16 protein-coding genes are annotated in these 14,700 nt (G+C 66.4%); 12 read left to right on the top strand and 4 right to left on the bottom strand.

What is annotated here, in order from left to right; translation table 11 throughout:
- Positions 1-11: 11 nt before the first annotated feature.
- The 7 genes from BerOc1_RS06725 (at position 12) to BerOc1_RS06695 (ending at position 8,724) form a co-directional block, all read left to right on the top strand.
- Positions 12-542 carry a rhodanese-like domain-containing protein gene (locus tag BerOc1_RS06725; protein WP_071544956.1) on the top strand — a complete coding sequence of 177 codons (531 nt, stop codon included), beginning with the start codon at positions 12-14 and terminating at the stop codon, positions 540-542.
- 46 nt (positions 543-588) lie between these two features.
- Positions 589-1,140: a C-GCAxxG-C-C family protein gene (locus tag BerOc1_RS06720; protein ID WP_071544955.1), complete on the top strand. Its 552-nt coding sequence runs from the start codon at positions 589-591 to the stop codon at positions 1,138-1,140.
- 47 nt (positions 1,141-1,187) lie between these two features.
- Positions 1,188-2,330 carry a (Fe-S)-binding protein gene (locus tag BerOc1_RS06715; RefSeq protein ID WP_071544954.1) on the top strand — a complete coding sequence of 381 codons (1,143 nt, stop codon included), beginning with the start codon at positions 1,188-1,190 and terminating at the stop codon, positions 2,328-2,330.
- 7 nt (positions 2,331-2,337) lie between these two features.
- The gene (locus tag BerOc1_RS06710; protein ID WP_071544953.1) at positions 2,338-4,053 is read left to right on the top strand and encodes a hypothetical protein; all 1,716 of its coding nucleotides are present in this window, start codon (positions 2,338-2,340) and stop codon (positions 4,051-4,053) included.
- A 46-nt stretch (positions 4,054-4,099) separates the two neighbouring features.
- Positions 4,100-4,903, top strand: a complete 804-nt coding sequence (locus BerOc1_RS06705) for a hypothetical protein (RefSeq protein WP_071544952.1) — start codon at positions 4,100-4,102, stop codon at positions 4,901-4,903.
- Positions 4,904-5,114: 211 nt separating this feature from the next.
- Positions 5,115-7,661 carry a preprotein translocase subunit SecA gene (gene secA, locus BerOc1_RS06700; RefSeq protein ID WP_071544951.1) on the top strand — a complete coding sequence of 849 codons (2,547 nt, stop codon included), beginning with the start codon at positions 5,115-5,117 and terminating at the stop codon, positions 7,659-7,661.
- Between the two features lie 118 nt (positions 7,662-7,779).
- Positions 7,780-8,724, top strand: coding sequence for a hypothetical protein (locus BerOc1_RS06695; RefSeq protein ID WP_071544950.1), 945 nt, complete (start codon positions 7,780-7,782; stop codon positions 8,722-8,724).
- 8 nt (positions 8,725-8,732) lie between these two features.
- On the opposite strand, the gene BerOc1_RS06690 is transcribed toward BerOc1_RS06695, so the two are convergent.
- The 3 genes from BerOc1_RS06690 to BerOc1_RS06680 form a co-directional block, all read right to left on the bottom strand.
- On the bottom strand, positions 8,733-8,978 hold the full coding sequence (locus BerOc1_RS06690; RefSeq protein ID WP_071544949.1) for a hypothetical protein: 246 nt from the start codon (positions 8,976-8,978) through the stop codon (positions 8,733-8,735).
- A 31-nt stretch (positions 8,979-9,009) separates the two neighbouring features.
- Positions 9,010-9,519 carry a CreA family protein gene (locus BerOc1_RS06685; RefSeq protein ID WP_071544948.1) on the bottom strand — a complete coding sequence of 170 codons (510 nt, stop codon included), beginning with the start codon at positions 9,517-9,519 and terminating at the stop codon, positions 9,010-9,012.
- A 94-nt stretch (positions 9,520-9,613) separates the two neighbouring features.
- On the bottom strand, positions 9,614-9,955 hold the full coding sequence (locus BerOc1_RS06680; protein ID WP_071544947.1) for a DMT family protein: 342 nt from the start codon (positions 9,953-9,955) through the stop codon (positions 9,614-9,616).
- A gap of 268 nt (positions 9,956-10,223) precedes the next feature.
- Between BerOc1_RS06680 and BerOc1_RS06675 the strand changes: the two genes are divergently transcribed.
- Together BerOc1_RS06675 and BerOc1_RS06670 are read left to right on the top strand one after the other, a co-directional pair.
- A complete protein-coding gene (locus BerOc1_RS06675; protein WP_071544946.1) occupies positions 10,224-10,418 on the top strand; it encodes a hypothetical protein in 195 nt (64 codons plus the stop codon).
- Complete coding sequence (locus BerOc1_RS06670) at positions 10,418-11,284, top strand: ubiquinone/menaquinone biosynthesis methyltransferase (protein ID WP_071544945.1); 867 nt, start codon at positions 10,418-10,420, stop codon at positions 11,282-11,284. The genes BerOc1_RS06675 and BerOc1_RS06670 overlap by 1 nt, the downstream gene beginning before the upstream one ends.
- A gap of 77 nt (positions 11,285-11,361) precedes the next feature.
- Here BerOc1_RS06670 and BerOc1_RS06665 read toward each other — a convergent pair whose 3' ends face one another.
- On the bottom strand, positions 11,362-11,568 hold the full coding sequence (locus tag BerOc1_RS06665) for a DUF2065 domain-containing protein (protein WP_071544944.1): 207 nt from the start codon (positions 11,566-11,568) through the stop codon (positions 11,362-11,364).
- Between the two features lie 64 nt (positions 11,569-11,632).
- Here BerOc1_RS06665 and BerOc1_RS06660 point away from each other — a divergent pair, with 64 nt between their 5' ends.
- From BerOc1_RS06660 to BerOc1_RS06650, 3 genes are read left to right on the top strand one after another with little or no spacing between them, the layout of a single operon-like run.
- Positions 11,633-12,949, top strand: coding sequence for a nucleotide sugar dehydrogenase (locus tag BerOc1_RS06660; RefSeq protein ID WP_371912964.1), 1,317 nt, complete (start codon positions 11,633-11,635; stop codon positions 12,947-12,949).
- A 12-nt stretch (positions 12,950-12,961) separates the two neighbouring features.
- Positions 12,962-13,651 carry a futalosine hydrolase gene (gene mqnB / locus BerOc1_RS06655; protein WP_071544942.1) on the top strand — a complete coding sequence of 230 codons (690 nt, stop codon included), beginning with the start codon at positions 12,962-12,964 and terminating at the stop codon, positions 13,649-13,651.
- A gap of 45 nt (positions 13,652-13,696) precedes the next feature.
- Positions 13,697-14,665 carry a polyprenyl synthetase family protein gene (locus BerOc1_RS06650; protein WP_071544941.1) on the top strand — a complete coding sequence of 323 codons (969 nt, stop codon included), beginning with the start codon at positions 13,697-13,699 and terminating at the stop codon, positions 14,663-14,665.
- The last annotated feature ends 35 nt before the right edge of the window (positions 14,666-14,700 follow it).

Here is a 14,700-nt window from a genome sequence, read left to right as displayed (position 1 = left end):
AGGAGTCTTTCATGCGTAGGAATGTATTGCTGTTGTTTGTCTGTGCGGCCCTGTTGCTGACCGCGTCCCCGGCCTTTGCCGGGCTGTTCGGCGACAAGTTCGAGGATGAGGCGGTCAAGGAGGAAGGAGCCGTCAAGCTGGTCCGCGAGGTCCAGGAGGGCGGTTATGGCGTGGTCACCGCCGAGGAGCTCAAGGCGTGGATCGACTCGGGCAAGAAGATGGTCATCGTGGACACCATGCCGTACGAGGCCAGCTACAAGAAGAACCACATCCCCGGCGCCGTGGCCTTCGAGTTCCCCATCCCGACGATGGAGACCTGGGACACCGCCAAGACCGCGGGCAAGACCGAGGCCGACTACGAGGCGCTGCTCGGCCCGGACAAGGACGTGCCCATCGTGGTCTACTGCGGCTTCGTCAAATGCACCCGCAGCCACAACGGGGCCATCTGGGCCCAGAAGCTCGGCTACACCAACGTCATCCGCCAGCCCGGCGGCATCTTTGCCTGGAAGGGCAAAGGCTATCCCGTGGAGTCCGAAGACTAGTCAACCCGGCCTTTGCACCGTATGTTCGGTGCAAAGGCCTTTTTTCATGACCGATACCACGTCCTCCTCCCTGTCCGAGTCCATCGCGGCCCGCGCCGAGAACCTCTACCGTACCCGGCAGCACCTGTGCGCCGACGCCGTCCTGCTCGCCTTCAACGAAGGGCTGGGCGGGGGGCTGACCGAGCAGCAGGCGGTCGGCCTGACCTCGGGGCTGTCCATCGGCCAGGGCGGGGCGGGCTGCCTGTGCGGGGCGGTCGGCGGCGGGGCGCTGGTCCTGGGGCTCTTCCTGGGAGGCGAGGGCAGAGCCTACCGCAGCGCGGCCAAGGTGCGCGAGGCGGTGAACGAGCTGCACACGCGGTTCAAGGACGCGCACCGGACCACCTGCTGCCGCGTGCTGACCAAAGCGGTCAAGGGCGACGAGGCCGCCCATTTCGAGCAGTGCGCCGGGCTCACCGGCGAGGCCGCGCGCATGGTCGCCGAGATCCTTTTCAACGCCCGCCCGGAACTGGCGGAACGCGCCGACCGGGAGCGCCTGGCGGTCCGGGATTCCAAGGGGCGCGGGCTGCTCCGCCGCGTCTTCAACCGGCTTTTCCGCTGACCCCGGCCCGGTTGCCAAGGCAAGCCGACGCGGGTAGGACCAAGGCCATGTCCGAAAATATTTCCCAACACGTTTCCCATTGCATCCTGTGCGGCAAGTGCCTCCAGGCCTGTCCGCTGCTCAGGGCCACCGGGCGCGAGGAACTCGGCCCGCGCTCCAAGTCCGACCTCTGCCGGGTCTTGGCCGAGGACCCGGACAAGCTGTCCGAAACCGACGCCGCCAAGCTGGCCGGGCTCTGCCTGGGCTGCGGCCGGTGCCGCGAGGTCTGCCCCCAGGGCCAGGACGTGCCTGGCCTGGTGGCCGGACTGCGCGCGGCGCACCCCGGTTTCAAGTCCTGGCTGTGGAAGACCTGGCTGACCCGCGCCCGGATGCTCTGGTCCCCCAGCTCCAAGGCCGCCGGGCTGGTGCCCGAGCTGTTTCACACCGAAAGGCTCGGCCCCATGCTCAAGATGCTCGCGGGCATGTCCGGCGGGCCGGGGCTCGCCCCCTTCATGACGCCCAAGAGCTTCCCGGACACGTATCGCGGCGAGAAGCTGCTCCTGTTCGCGGGCTGCACGGCCAACTTCGTCCAGGGCCGCTGGCTCATGGCCGCCCTGCGGCTGCTCGACGGCCTGGGCGCGGAGGTCCTGCCCGGCGACTTCACCTGCTGCGGCTCGGGCCTCAAGGGGGCCGGATTCGCGGACCGGTCGGCGGCCATGGCCGAGCGCAACGTGGCGGTCTGGCGTGAGGCGGGCCGCCCGCGCATCGCCGTGTTTTGCGCCACCTGCCTGGCCGGGCTGCGGGCCTACGACTGTTTCGAGTCCGACGGGGAGCGGTCCCGTTGGGTGGATTCTCTACTGCCCCTGTCTGAAACTATGCGCGGCATGGAATTCGTGATATCCGACAACGTCCCGGAAAGGTTGGGCTATCACCATCCGTGCCACGCCGGTGCGGACGATCCGGACCGGGATTTTTTGCGCGAGGCCCTGGGCGACCGGCTGGTCGCGGTCACGGACAAACAGTGCTGCGGCTTCGGCGGGGTCATGCGGTTGGCCGCGCCCGGGCTGACCGAGCCGGTCAACCGGCAGTGCTGGGAAGCGCTCAGGGGCGCGGACACGGTGCTCTCGGGATGCTCGGCCTGTCTGGCTCAACTCTCGGCCACCGCGCCGCAGGGGGTGGCGGTGGGACACTGGCTTGAAACCATAGGATGAGAGGGAGATGTCGGACAAGATTTCAATGAAAGCCGTGGCCGTGGACGCCCTGCGACTGATGCGCTTGCGGGCCAAGGTCTATCTGGGAGGGGCGGTCGCCGGGGTGATCATCGCGTTGCCCTTGATGCTGTCCTTCGGCTCGGACGGCTCTTCCTCGGGGCTTGCCATCGCAGGTTGGGGGGTGATGCTGCTCTTGTCGCCCCTGGTGTACATGGTCGTGTTCCACGATTCGCTGATGGCTTTGCGCGGAACCCCGAAGGTTTTGCCCGCCCGCTTTGTCCACCGGTATCTGCTTGTGCTGTGGAAGTATTTTCTGCTTGCGCTCATGACGTTTAGCGTGGCCGAACTGTGCGCAGTCGTCCTGGGAGCGTTCATTTTCATGAGCGGGAATGTGCCGCATGCAATATCCGACATATACATCCCCGTCACGACGGTCGTGATGTCTGTCTCCACGTATCTGCTCGTGCGTTGGGGCATGGCCCTGCCCGCCGCGTCGGTGTGTGACGTCTCCGCTTTCCGGCGTTCCTGGCGGATGACCAGAGGGCACGTCCTGCGCATGCTCCTGTTCGCCCTGCCGTACGCCGTTCTTGTGGGCGTGGGCGTGGCGGTGAACTTGGCGGCCATGCGGGACCGGACCTTTGAACCGTTCTCGCCCGCCTACCTGCTGTACATGGTCGTCGGTACAGCCGTGTTCTGGTATACCTTCGCCGCCTTCACCATCTGGTACGAGCGGTTGCGGATGCGCTACGAATCGACCCTGAACCCTGAACAGACCGGAGATTCCGGGGAGGCTTCCATGTCGAAAAAGATTTCACCCTTTGCCGTGGTCAAGGAAGCCGTGGCCCTGGGCTGGCGGCGGAAATGGACGTTCACCGGGCTCGTGCTGGCCGGTTTCGCTCCCGCCCTTCTGGTCCTGCTCCTGTCCGTGGGGATGGCCGCGAGCCTGGCCACCCCGGGGGGGGCGCCGGGATTCGGCTTGGCCGCATTGCTGTCGGGAGTCGTCTATATCCTGGGCCTGCTCTTTCTGGCGACCACGACCAACCATCTGGCCGTGACCATGCAGCGGGGGACGGGCAAGGCCATCCCCCGGCCCTTTTGGCCGGCCATGGGCCGGGTTTTCGTCCGGGGGCTGATCCTCTGCCTGATTTTTCTCGGAGCAGCGCTCGTGGTCATGGTGTCGCTGGGGGCCGTGGCGTTCTCCCTCCTGGGTGACCCCGCACAGCCGGGCATATCCAATCCCCCGGCCCTGGTCGGGATCATCCTGGTGGGCGTCGTCGCCTATTTCCTGCTCCTCGCGTTTTTGCTGCGGCTGGGGGTCATGCTCCCCGGCGCGGCCGTGGGGCATGTGGTGAAGGTGCGCGAGGCCCTGGCCCTGACCAGGGGGCACGGCTGGCGCATGTTCTGGTCGCTGATGATGGTCTCCATCCCGGTCGCCATCCTTTGGGTGATCGTCCAGGGGGGCATGGTGGTCGGCGGTCCCGAACGTGAAATGGGCGCGACCGGGGTCCTGGGGATCGTCCTTTTGCTGGTGATCGACCTGTTCTCCTGGAGCGTCCTGATCGCCGCCAATGCCATCTGGTACGAGAAATTGCGACTGCGGGCCGCTGGCCCAGGGGCCGGTTTCGGCCCGGCCTTCGAATTTGAAACCGCGCCCGCAAGCCATGCCGACCCGCGCGCCGGTTCGGGCGTGGGGCCGTACGCCGACCTGCCGGAGGAAAAATAGCCCGTGGCGTTTGCCGCCCGGCCGTCGGCGGGAAAGGCCTAACCCCGTGCCCGATTCCCCCTGGTTCATTTGCGCCGAGGACGCCTGGCGGGCGGCCCTGCGCCGGATCGGCGGGGTGCTGTGCATCGCCTTCGGACGGATGCGGGCCGAGCCGCTGCCCTTTGTGGTCGGTGCCGGGTGCCTGTACCTGTGGAAGCTCGCCTTCAAACTGCTGCCGCTCGAACGGCTGACCGGCGGGCCGCTCCACGCGGCGGCCTGGTCGTGGTCGATTGCGGGGGCCTTGTTGGAATTGGCCCTGTTCGTGGTCGTGGCGGACGCCATGGTGCGCGGGGACGGGGAGCGCCGGGTCTTCGGGCCGGGATTCCCGCGCCGGTTCCTGCGGACGCTGCCCTACGCCTTCTGCTATTACCTCTGCTTCGGCCAGGCGTGGGGGCTGCTCGGCTGGGGCGTGCAGTGGCTGGCCGAGCCGGTCTTCGGGAAGAATTCCTTTTTTTTGTGGACCGCATCCTATCATGTGGGGGCGCTGCCGCTGCTGTACCTGCTTGGCCGCTTCGGGTTCACCCTGGCGGGCGCGGCCGCGGGGGAGCGCGTGTCCTTCCGACGTTCCTGGGAGCTGTCGCGCCCGGCCGCCGGAGCCCTGTTCCTGACCGCGCTTGCGTGGTGGGCGGCCCTGCGGCTGCCGTCCGACATCCTGGTCAACGGCTTTCCCTCCAGTCCGTTCACCGGCTTTTACTTCAGGTGGCTCGATCTTCCGGCCCGGTGCGGTACGGCCGTCCTGAGCTGGGCCGTGGGCGCGGCCTGGTACCGGGCGTTGCGCGGCGTCGCCGAGGGACCCACGCCCGCCGGATGACGTCTCCGGGTACCGGTTTTCCCGTTGCGGGACGGGCCGGAGGGCGTCCCTTTTACGCCCGGCCCGCTTTGTGCTATCCCTTGTTTCCGCCCGGGGAGGGGGCCGTCACGCGATTGTCGCGTTGACTTTCCGTTTCCCGACGTTATCTTGCACTACAGCGTTCGCGGCCGCGCACCCAAGGACCGCCAAAGATTTTCTGGAGAACCCATACATGCTCAAAAAGATCTTCGGTTCCAAGAACGACCGATACCTGAAGAAACTCAACCCGATCATCGCGCAGATCAATGCGCTCGAACCGGAGATGGAGGGGCTGGCCGACAGCGACTTCCCGGTCAAGATCGCGGCCTGGAAAGGGCAGGTGGCCGCGGGCGAGAAGACCCTCGACGACCTGCTGCCCGAATGCTTCGCCCTGGTCCGCGAGGCGGGCAAACGCGCCTTCGACCCGCCCATGCGCCACTTCGACGTCCAGCTTATCGGCGGCATGGTCCTGCACCAGGGCAAGATCGCGGAGATGAAGACCGGTGAGGGCAAGACGCTGGTCGCCACCCTGGCCGTGGTCCTCAACGCCCTGTCCGGCAAGGGCGTGCACGTGGTCACGGTCAACGACTACCTGGCCTCGCGCGACGCCGAATGGATGGGCCGGCTCTACAATTTCCTCGGCCTGACCTACGGGGTCATCGTCCACGGTCTGACCGACCAGGAACGCCAGGTGGCCTACGCGGCGGACATCACCTACGGAACGAACAACGAGTTCGGCTTCGACTACCTGCGCGACAACATGAAATTCTACAAGGAGCAGCTGGTCCAGCGGCCGCTCAACTTCGCCATCGTGGACGAGGTGGACTCCATCCTCATCGACGAGGCGCGGACCCCGCTGATCATCTCCGGCCCGGGCGAGAAGTCGTCCGGCCTGTACCGCCGCGTGGACGCCATCGTGCCCAAGCTGGTCAAATCCAGCCCCATGGACCCCGAGGACAAGGAGGCCGTGCCCGACGGCGACTTCGTCCTGGACGAGAAGACCAAGTCCATCACCCTGACCGACGCGGGCGTGGAGAAGATCGAGGGGCTGCTCGGCGTGGACAACCTGTTCGACCCGCAGAACATCGCCCTCCAGCACCACGTGCTCCAGGCGGTCAAGGCGCACCACTGCTTCATCAAGGACGTGGAATACATCGTCAAGGACGACCAGGTCGTGCTGGTAGACGAGTTCACCGGCCGCCTCATGCCGGGCCGCCGGTTGTCCGACGGGCTGCACCAGGCCATCGAGGCCAAGGAGAACGTCAAGGTCGAGGCCGAGAACCAGACGCTGGCCTCCATCACCTTCCAGAACTTTTTCCGCATGTACGACAAGCTGGCCGGCATGACCGGCACGGCCGACACCGAGGCCGTGGAGTTCCAGCAGATCTACGGCCTCGCGGTCGTGGTCATCCCGACCAACATGCCCATGGTCCGCAAGGACAACCCGGACTCCATCTACAAGACCCAGGAAGAGAAATACAAGGCCATCGCCGAGGACATCGAGGCGTGCTACAAGAGCGGCCAGCCCACCCTGGTGGGCACGGTCTCCATCGAGAAATCCGAACTGCTCTCCAACCTGCTGAAGAAACGCAGGGTCCCGCACAACGTGCTCAACGCCAAACAGCATGAGCGCGAGGCCGAGATCGTCCTGGAGGCGGGCCACAAGGGCAAGGTGACCATCGCCACCAACATGGCCGGCCGCGGCACCGACATCAAGCTCGGCGAGGGCGTCCGCGAACTGGGCGGCCTGCACATCATCGGCACCGAGCGCCACGAATCCCGGCGCATCGACAACCAGTTGCGCGGCCGCGCGGGCCGCCAGGGCGATCCGGGCTCGTCCCGCTTCTACCTGGCGCTGGACGACGACCTCATGCGCCTGTTCGGCTCCGACCGCCTCAAGGGCATCATGGAAAAATTGGGTCTCGAAGACGGCATGGCCATCGAGAACAAGATGGTATCAAACGCCATCGAGAAATCCCAGACCCGCGTGGAAGGCCACCACTACGAAATCCGCAAGCAGCTGCTCGAATACGACGACGTCATGAACCAGCAGCGCGAGGCCATCTACGGCCTGCGCCGCGAGCTCATGGAGTCCGGGGAGGTCGAACCCATCGCCCGGGAGTACGCCGAGGACCTCCTGGAGGAGATTCTCGAGCCCGCCCTGGACATGAAGGGCGGGACGGACAAGGAGACCGAGGAATCGGTCCGTGCCCGCCTGGAGGAGGTCTTCAACTTCGAGCGCTTTCCGGAGTGGGGCAAGTCCGGCCTGCCCGACATGGATCAGGCCCACAAGTGGGTGGACGACATCTTCGCCTACCTGCGCGCCGCCACCGGCGATCACTACCAGGAGATCCTGCGCTACTTCCTGCTCGACTCGCTGGACCGCAACTGGAAGGAGCACCTGCTGAACATGGACCATCTGCGCGACGGCATCGGCCTGCGCGGGTACGGTCAGAAGGACCCCAAGCAGGAGTACAAGCGCGAGGGGTTCGAGCTCTTCTCCGAGCTGATCTACACCATCAAGGAGAACGCCCTGCGCTCCTTCTCCCACCTGCGCATCCAGGCCGAGGTCAAGGACGACGAGTTCAAGCACGAGGAGACGGACGACCTCCAGTACACGGACAGCGAGTCCGCGGGCGAGAAGAAGCCCGCCACGGTGCGCAAGGACGCCAAGATATCGCGCAACGCCCTCTGCCCCTGCGGCAGCGGCAAGAAATACAAGAAGTGCTGCGGGGCCTAGCCCCGGGCCACACCGGTTTGGAAGGCCCGGTCCGGCACCCGCCGGTCCGGGCTTTTTCGCGTCCGGGGCGGGACCGGCGGTATTGCCTTCCCCGGAAGGCGCGTGTATTTTCCGCGCCATGTTCCGCCCCCTGCTCATAGCCGCCGCGCTGCTCTCGGCCCTGGCCGTCTTCGCCCCCCCCGCCCTGGCCCAATCCAATGTGACCATGGGCAACGAACCCGGCTTTCTGGTGGCCGCGCCGACCAACGTGAGCAAGGACCTGCAGCTGCAGGGCGGCCTGGGGCACGTGGCCCAGTCGGACTTTTCCAACGGCCTGGGCAGCGTCAGCGTTACCCGGGCCTCCATGTCCGCCGACTATTCCATCTTCCACCTGTCCTATGACATCGACTACTTCAAGTGGTCCGGCAAGGACGGCCTGGGCCGCCGGTTCGGCACGGGCGGAGGCGAGACCCCCTGGGATACGCTCCAGGACATCACCCTGCAGACCCGGCTGCTGAACAACCGGCTCACGGACAAATGGCGGTACTGGGTCAACGCGGAGGTGAACGCCTCCTATGAAATGGTCGCGCCCGGGGCGGTCGGCGCGGGCGTGGACGGCGGGGTGGCCTACGATTTCTGGGACGGCTGGATGCTCGGGCTGACCGGCCGGACCGTGGCCCTGTCGGCCCTGAACAGCGATCTGTTCGGCGACGTGGAACTGGGCTTGGCCGTGGCCGTGTCCCAGAAGACCCTGCGCAGGACGCTCCAGTCCGTGGGGCTGCTCCAGGACGCCAAGCCGGGCTCGGAGCACCTCGCCCTGAACTTCGCCATCTCCACCCAGGAGAAGACCTACGGGCTGGCCCCGGACAACCCGGTTTACGGCAGCGGCTATCTGAGCGTGGTCCGGTCCAAGGTCGGGCTCTACCTCGACTACCTGCCCAACAAGGCCCTGACCTTCAGCATCGGGCCGGAATACCACTATAATCGGCAGTACAAGCTGTACAACAAGGCGGGCTCGTACAAGTCGTCCCACGACCTGGACAACGCCCTGGGCGGATTCGCCCGGATTCTCTGGCGGTTCTGACCGGGCGTCTAGTCCTGCGCCGCGAGGTGCTCGTTGCCCACGGTGGCCATCCGCCAGCGGGCCGCGTCCTCGCCGCCAAGGACCTTGCGGGCCAGCTCCCAGACCTCGTCCATCTCGCCGGGGGTGAGCGCGTAGCCCCGGCCGCGCACAAAGGATTCCAGGGCGGGCCGATCCTTGAGGGTCATGGCCTCCCGGATCAGGTCCGGATCGGACAGGGCGTCGCCCATCAGCCGCGATAATTCGTCCCTGCTCATTGCGACCTCCTTGTCATCTACCTCGACGAAGTCATTGCACCTTGACGCAGGTGATGCTGTTCTTGGGCGAACCCTCGACCACCCGGTCGCTGTAGACCATGTACACGAGGACGTCCCGCTTTTGGTCGTAGAAGCGGACCACCTGCATGGACTTGAAGACCAGCGAGGTGCCCTTCCTGAACACCTTGTCCCCGTCGGCCTTGCCGCTCCTGACCCGGTCGGGCACCTCGATGTCCCCGGTGGCCAGGCACATGAGCGAGGCGTCGGACGGGTCCTCGGCCACGCCGATCATGCCCTTGACCCCGCCCTTGCGGGCCCGGCTCAGGTAGCAGGTCACCCCGGCCACGTCCGGGTCGTCGAAGGCCTCGACCACGATGTCGTCGTCCCGCGAGAACATGTGGAAGACCGTGTCCACGCTGCCGATGACCTCGGAGGCCACGGGCGCGGGAAACAGGCCGCACGCCAGCAGAACCAGCAGGAGCGCCCGGATGAGCCGGGTTCGCTTCCGGCGTCTGTTCTTGAGAAAGTCTAGAGAATGCATTGCACCCCATGTAGCAACAGTCGGCAAGGATGGCAAGAGTGATTATCATTCCTTTGCCCGAGCGCTTCTCCCCGGGTCCCGGGTCGGCCGATGGTCACGACCGGAAGATGAAATACACCGCGCCGAGCAGGCAGAGGGCGGCCCAGAGGTAGTCGAGCTTGAGGGGCTGGTGCATGTACAGCAGGCAAAACGGCGCGAACACGGCCAGGGCGATGACCTCCTGCATGATCTTGAGCTGCGGCAGGGAGAGGGTGGTATAGCCCAGCCGGTTGGCCGGGACCTGGATCAGGTATTCGAACAGGGCGATGCCCCAGCTTATCAGGGCGGCCACGTACCAAGGGCGCTGGTTGAGTTCTTTGAGATGGGCGTACCAGGCAAAGGTCATGAACACGTTGGAGGCCGTGAGCAGCAGGGCGGTGAAAAGCGGAATGCGCATGGGCACCTCGGGGCGCGGAGTACCCGGCGGACCGGGTCGACGGACGGTAGGGCGGAATCCCGTTCCCGTCCAGCGAAATCCGCGCGCCCGGTCCGGTGTCCCCGCCCCTAAACTCCTCGACGAACCGGCCCGGCGCGTGCTACTGACCCCGAAAAAAGAGAGGGGCTTTCCGGTTTCTCCCTTTTTCTCCGCCCGGCTACCCTGACTATGTTGGTCAAGGCCATTTCCCACCGGGCGGTTTTTCCTTTGACGACCGGGAGCGTATACCATGGACAAGTACGACAAGCAGGCATTGCAGGTGGCCAAGGAAGTGGTCATCAAGTTCATCGAGGTGGGGCGCATCTCTCCCACCAATTTCGGGCAGAATTTCGACGTCATATACAAGGACATCATGCGCACCATTACCGGCGTGACCGCCGGGGACGGCTCGCGCAACCCGGTGATCGAGGAAGAGGCCGAGTAATGGCCCGCCCCGAATGCGCGTCCCACACCGGGGCGTCCACCCATGCCGAGCACGGCAGGCGGGTGGCGGACATGTTCGGCCGTATCGCCGGGTGGTACGACTTCCTGAACCACGCCCTGTCCGGGGGCCAGGACATCTACTGGCGCTACCGGCTGGCCAGGGCGGCCCGCCCCGAGCCGGGCGGCCTGATCCTGGACCTGGCCGCGGGCACCATGGACGTGTCCGTGGAACTGCTTCGGCAGTATCCCGGCTGCAAGGTGGCGGCGCTCGACTTCGCCCTGCCCATGCTCGAAAACGGCAAGGCCAAGAAGCTGAAAAAGGGCCGTGAGGAGCTCATCTTTCCGGTCCAGGCCGACGGCCGGGCCCTGCCCCTGCCGGACGACTCCATGAGCGCGGCGACCATCGCCTTCGGCATCCGCAACATCCTGCCCCGCGAGGCGGCCTACGCCGAGTTCCTGCGGGTGCTCAAGCCCGGCGCGCGGCTGTGCATCCTCGAGTTCGGCACCGGGTCGAAAAGGGTCTGGAAGGGGCTGTACAATTTCTACCTGGACAAGGTCCTGCCGTTTCTCGGCGACCGCATCTCCGGCGATCCGGGCGCTTACCGGTATCTTGCCGAGACGATCAAGAGTTTTCCGGACGAGCGGGCTCTGGGCGAGGAACTGCTTGAAGCGGGTTTTACGCGGGTCTACAACGTCCCCATGATGTCCGGCATCGTCTACCTGCACGTGGCCGAGGCCCCGGGCGGGCGGAGGAGCGAAGCTGTTCCGGAAGAGGTCGTTTCGAAGGAAGAGCCCGCGAAGAAGACTGCCGCGAAGAAGGCTGCTTCAAAGAAAAAAACGGCACCGAAGAAGGCGGCGAAGGCCTGACGGCTCACGGTCCGGCGCGGCGGCGAAAAGCCTTGTCCCGCCTGGCGGATAGGTCCCCTTTCTGGACAGCCCGTGCCTTATTGGGATAAGGAGCGGCCGAACGAGATGACGAGCAGACCGAGGATGATGGCCGCGAGCCCGATGAAGCGCAGGAATTTTGGCGGCTGGATGGCCAGCCGGGTCAGCAGCCGGGGCATCCGTTCGGCGAACAGGAAATAGGGAATGCCCTCGAAGACGAAGGCCAGCCCGATGGCGGCGATGAGAAGCGACCAGTCGATGTTCATGGGGGCCAGTAAGCCACAGAACCCGATTGGTGTCCACCCGGGGATCAAGGAGAACACGATGAGCATGGTTGATTTTGAGCGGTTGCAGGCCAGGGAAGACGCCATTGCCGTGGTCGGACTGGGCTATGTGGGACTGCCCCTGGCCGTGGCCCTGGGAAGGCATTTTCGGGTGCTCGGCGTGGACGTGTCCGAAAAGCGCGTGGCCGAGCTGAAACAACGCCTGGACAGGACCAACGAAGTGGATTTTTCCACCGTGGGCGACGACGTGGACCTGACCTTCACCGCCGATCTGAAGGACCTGGAAAAGGCCCGGCTCATCCTGGTGGCCGTGCCCACGCCCATAGACGAATTCCGCACCCCGGACCTGCGCCCCGTGCGCGGGGCCTCCACCTCGGTGGGCAGGCACCTGCAGCCCGGCTCGGTGGTGGTCTACGAATCCACTGTCTATCCCGGCCTGACCGAGGAGGTCTGCGTGCCCATCCTGGAGGCCGAGTCCGGCCTGTCCTGCGGCACCGACTTCACCGTGGGCTACTCGCCCGAGCGCATCAACCCGGGCGACAAGGTCCACCGCCTGGAGACCATCGCCAAGGTCGTGGCCGGGCAGGACGAGCCCACGGGCAGGCTGCTCCAGCAGGTCTACGGCTCCGTGGTCGAGGCGGGCACCCACCTGGCCCCGGACATCCGCACGGCCGAGGCGGCCAAGGTCATCGAGAACACCCAGCGCGACCTGAATATCGCGCTGATGAACGAACTGGCCCTGATCTTCGAGAAGATGGGCATCGACACCCTGGACGTGCTCGAGGCCGCGGGCACCAAATGGAATTTCCTGCCGTTTCGGCCCGGCCTGGTGGGCGGCCACTGCATCGGCGTGGACCCGTACTACCTGACCTTCAAGGCCCAGGCCCTGGGGCTGCACCCCCACGTCATCCTGGCCGGCCGCGAGATCAACGACAACATGGGCAAGTACGTCGCCGAGGCGACCATCAAGCGGCTGATCAAGAGCGACTGCAAGATCATGGGCGCGCGCGTGGGCGTGCTCGGCCTGACCTTCAAGGAGAACGTGCCCGACCTGCGCAACACCCGCGTGGTGGACATCCTGGCCGAGCTTGACGACTACGGCGTGGAGGTCCTGGTCCACGACGCCGAGGCGGACCGCGAGGAGGCCGAGCGGGAACTGGGCGTTTCCCTGCGCTCCCTCGACGAGATGCGCGGCCTGGACGCCCTGATCCTGGCCGTGCCGCACGCCGCGTACAAGGACATCGCCGTGAGCGAACTGAAGGGCTGGTTCGCGGACCCGGACAGGGCGCTGGTGGTGGACGTGAAGGGATTTTTCGACCGGGCCGAACTGGCGGCCGAATCCGTCGCCTACTGGCGGCTGTAGGGAGCGCCGTCCGTGCTCCTGGTCCTGACCGCCACGGCCAACGAGATGCGGGCCGCCTTCCCGGCGGCGCCCGCCGTGGGCCAGGGCGGGACGGCCGGGTACGAAATCGGCGGCCGGGCCGTGCTTCTGGGCGTGACCGGCGTGGGGCTGCTGAACACCGCCCTGTGCGCCGGGCAATGGCTGGTTCGCCCGGACGTGGACGGGGTGGTTGATCTCGGCATCGCCGGGGGGTACGACCTCGGCGGGACGCCCATGGGCGCCATCTGCTTTGCCGGGGCGGAGGTCTGGCCGGAATACGGCCTGCTGGACGCGCACGGCGCGGCCGATCCCATGGGGCTCGGCTTTGCCCAGGCCGAGACGGGCGGCGGCAAGGTCTGGAACCGGCTCGAACTTTCGCCCGAGCGCGACGCCGAACGCATGGGCCTGGTCCTGGGGGACGGCTGGGGGCGCGCCACGGGCGTGACCGTGTCCGGCGTGACCGGAACCCGGGAGCGGGCGGACCGGCTGAGGCTGTCCTGCGACGGGCACATGGAGAACATGGAGGGGTTTGCGGCGGCCTATGCCGCCGCCCTGCGCGGGCTCCCTTTCCTGGAGGTGCGGACCATCTCCAACCTGGTGGGTTCCCGCGAACCCGGCGACTGGAATCTGAAGGGCGCGTTGAGGTCGCTTCACGGCGCGGCAAACACGCTTTTTGCCGCGTAACACGGGGCTTGCCCCGCAACCCGCAACCTGACATAGTACATCTTTATGGACGAACTGCTGCGCTTTTTTCAACGGGAACTTCCCGGGATAAATGATTTTCTCGACCGCGAGGCCGGCCAGCTCAACGGGCTGGTCCGGGACGTCGCCAAATACATCATCGGGTCCGGCGGCAAGCGCATCCGGCCCATGCTCACGCTCCTGTTCGCCCGCGCGCTCGGCTACGCCAAGGACGACTACCACGCCATCGCCAGCGCCCTGGAACTGCTCCATTCCGCCACCCTGCTGCACGACGACTACCTGGACGACGCCGAACTGCGGCGCGGCCGGGACGCGGCCCATCTGGTCTTCGGCCGGACCGAGACCATCCTGGCGGGCGACGCCCTGCTCGCCCTGGCCAACGAGATGGGCGCGCGCTACGGCAATCCGCGCCTGTCCTGGCTGCTGGCCAGGGGCATCATGGAGACCGCCGCGGGCGAGATCGAGGAGATCGAATTTTCGCGCAACCCGTCGCTGGACCGCGATATCTACATGCGCATCATCATTGGCAAGACCGCGCGGCTCATCGAGTGCGCCTGCCGGTGCGGCGTGGCCCTGGCGGGCGGTTCGCCCGAACGCGAGGACGCGGCCGGCGAGTTCGGCCTGAACCTGGGCATCGCCTTCCAGCTGGTGGACGACGCCCTGGACTACGCCTCGCCCACGTCCGAGACGGGCAAGCCCGAGGGCGGCGACCTGAGGGAGGGCAAGGTCACCCTGCCGCTCATCCTGCTCATGGAGGAGGGCGACGAGGCCGGGACCGAGGTTCTGCTGGAGGCGTTGAAGGAAGGGAGCCTGAGCGAGGCCCAGGCCGCCGACATCCTGGACCAGGTCCGGGAGGGGGGCTATTCCGGCAAGACCAGGGAGGAGGCCGCCCTGTACGTGGAAAAGGCCAAGGCGTGCCTGGAGGGCTTCAAGCCCGGCGAGGAACTGGTCGTGCTCAGGCAGGCCGCGGATTTTGTGTTGACCCGAACCAAGTGATTTTCAGGGCCGGTCCTCCGCGAGGGAAGGCCGGC

Origin of the sequence: Pseudodesulfovibrio hydrargyri, assembly GCF_001874525.1 — a bacterium.
Classification (GTDB): domain Bacteria; phylum Desulfobacterota; class Desulfovibrionia; order Desulfovibrionales; family Desulfovibrionaceae; genus Pseudodesulfovibrio; species Pseudodesulfovibrio hydrargyri.
The sequence above is the reverse complement of the archived record's forward strand: the minus strand, read 5'-3'. Positions and strand labels throughout refer to the sequence as shown.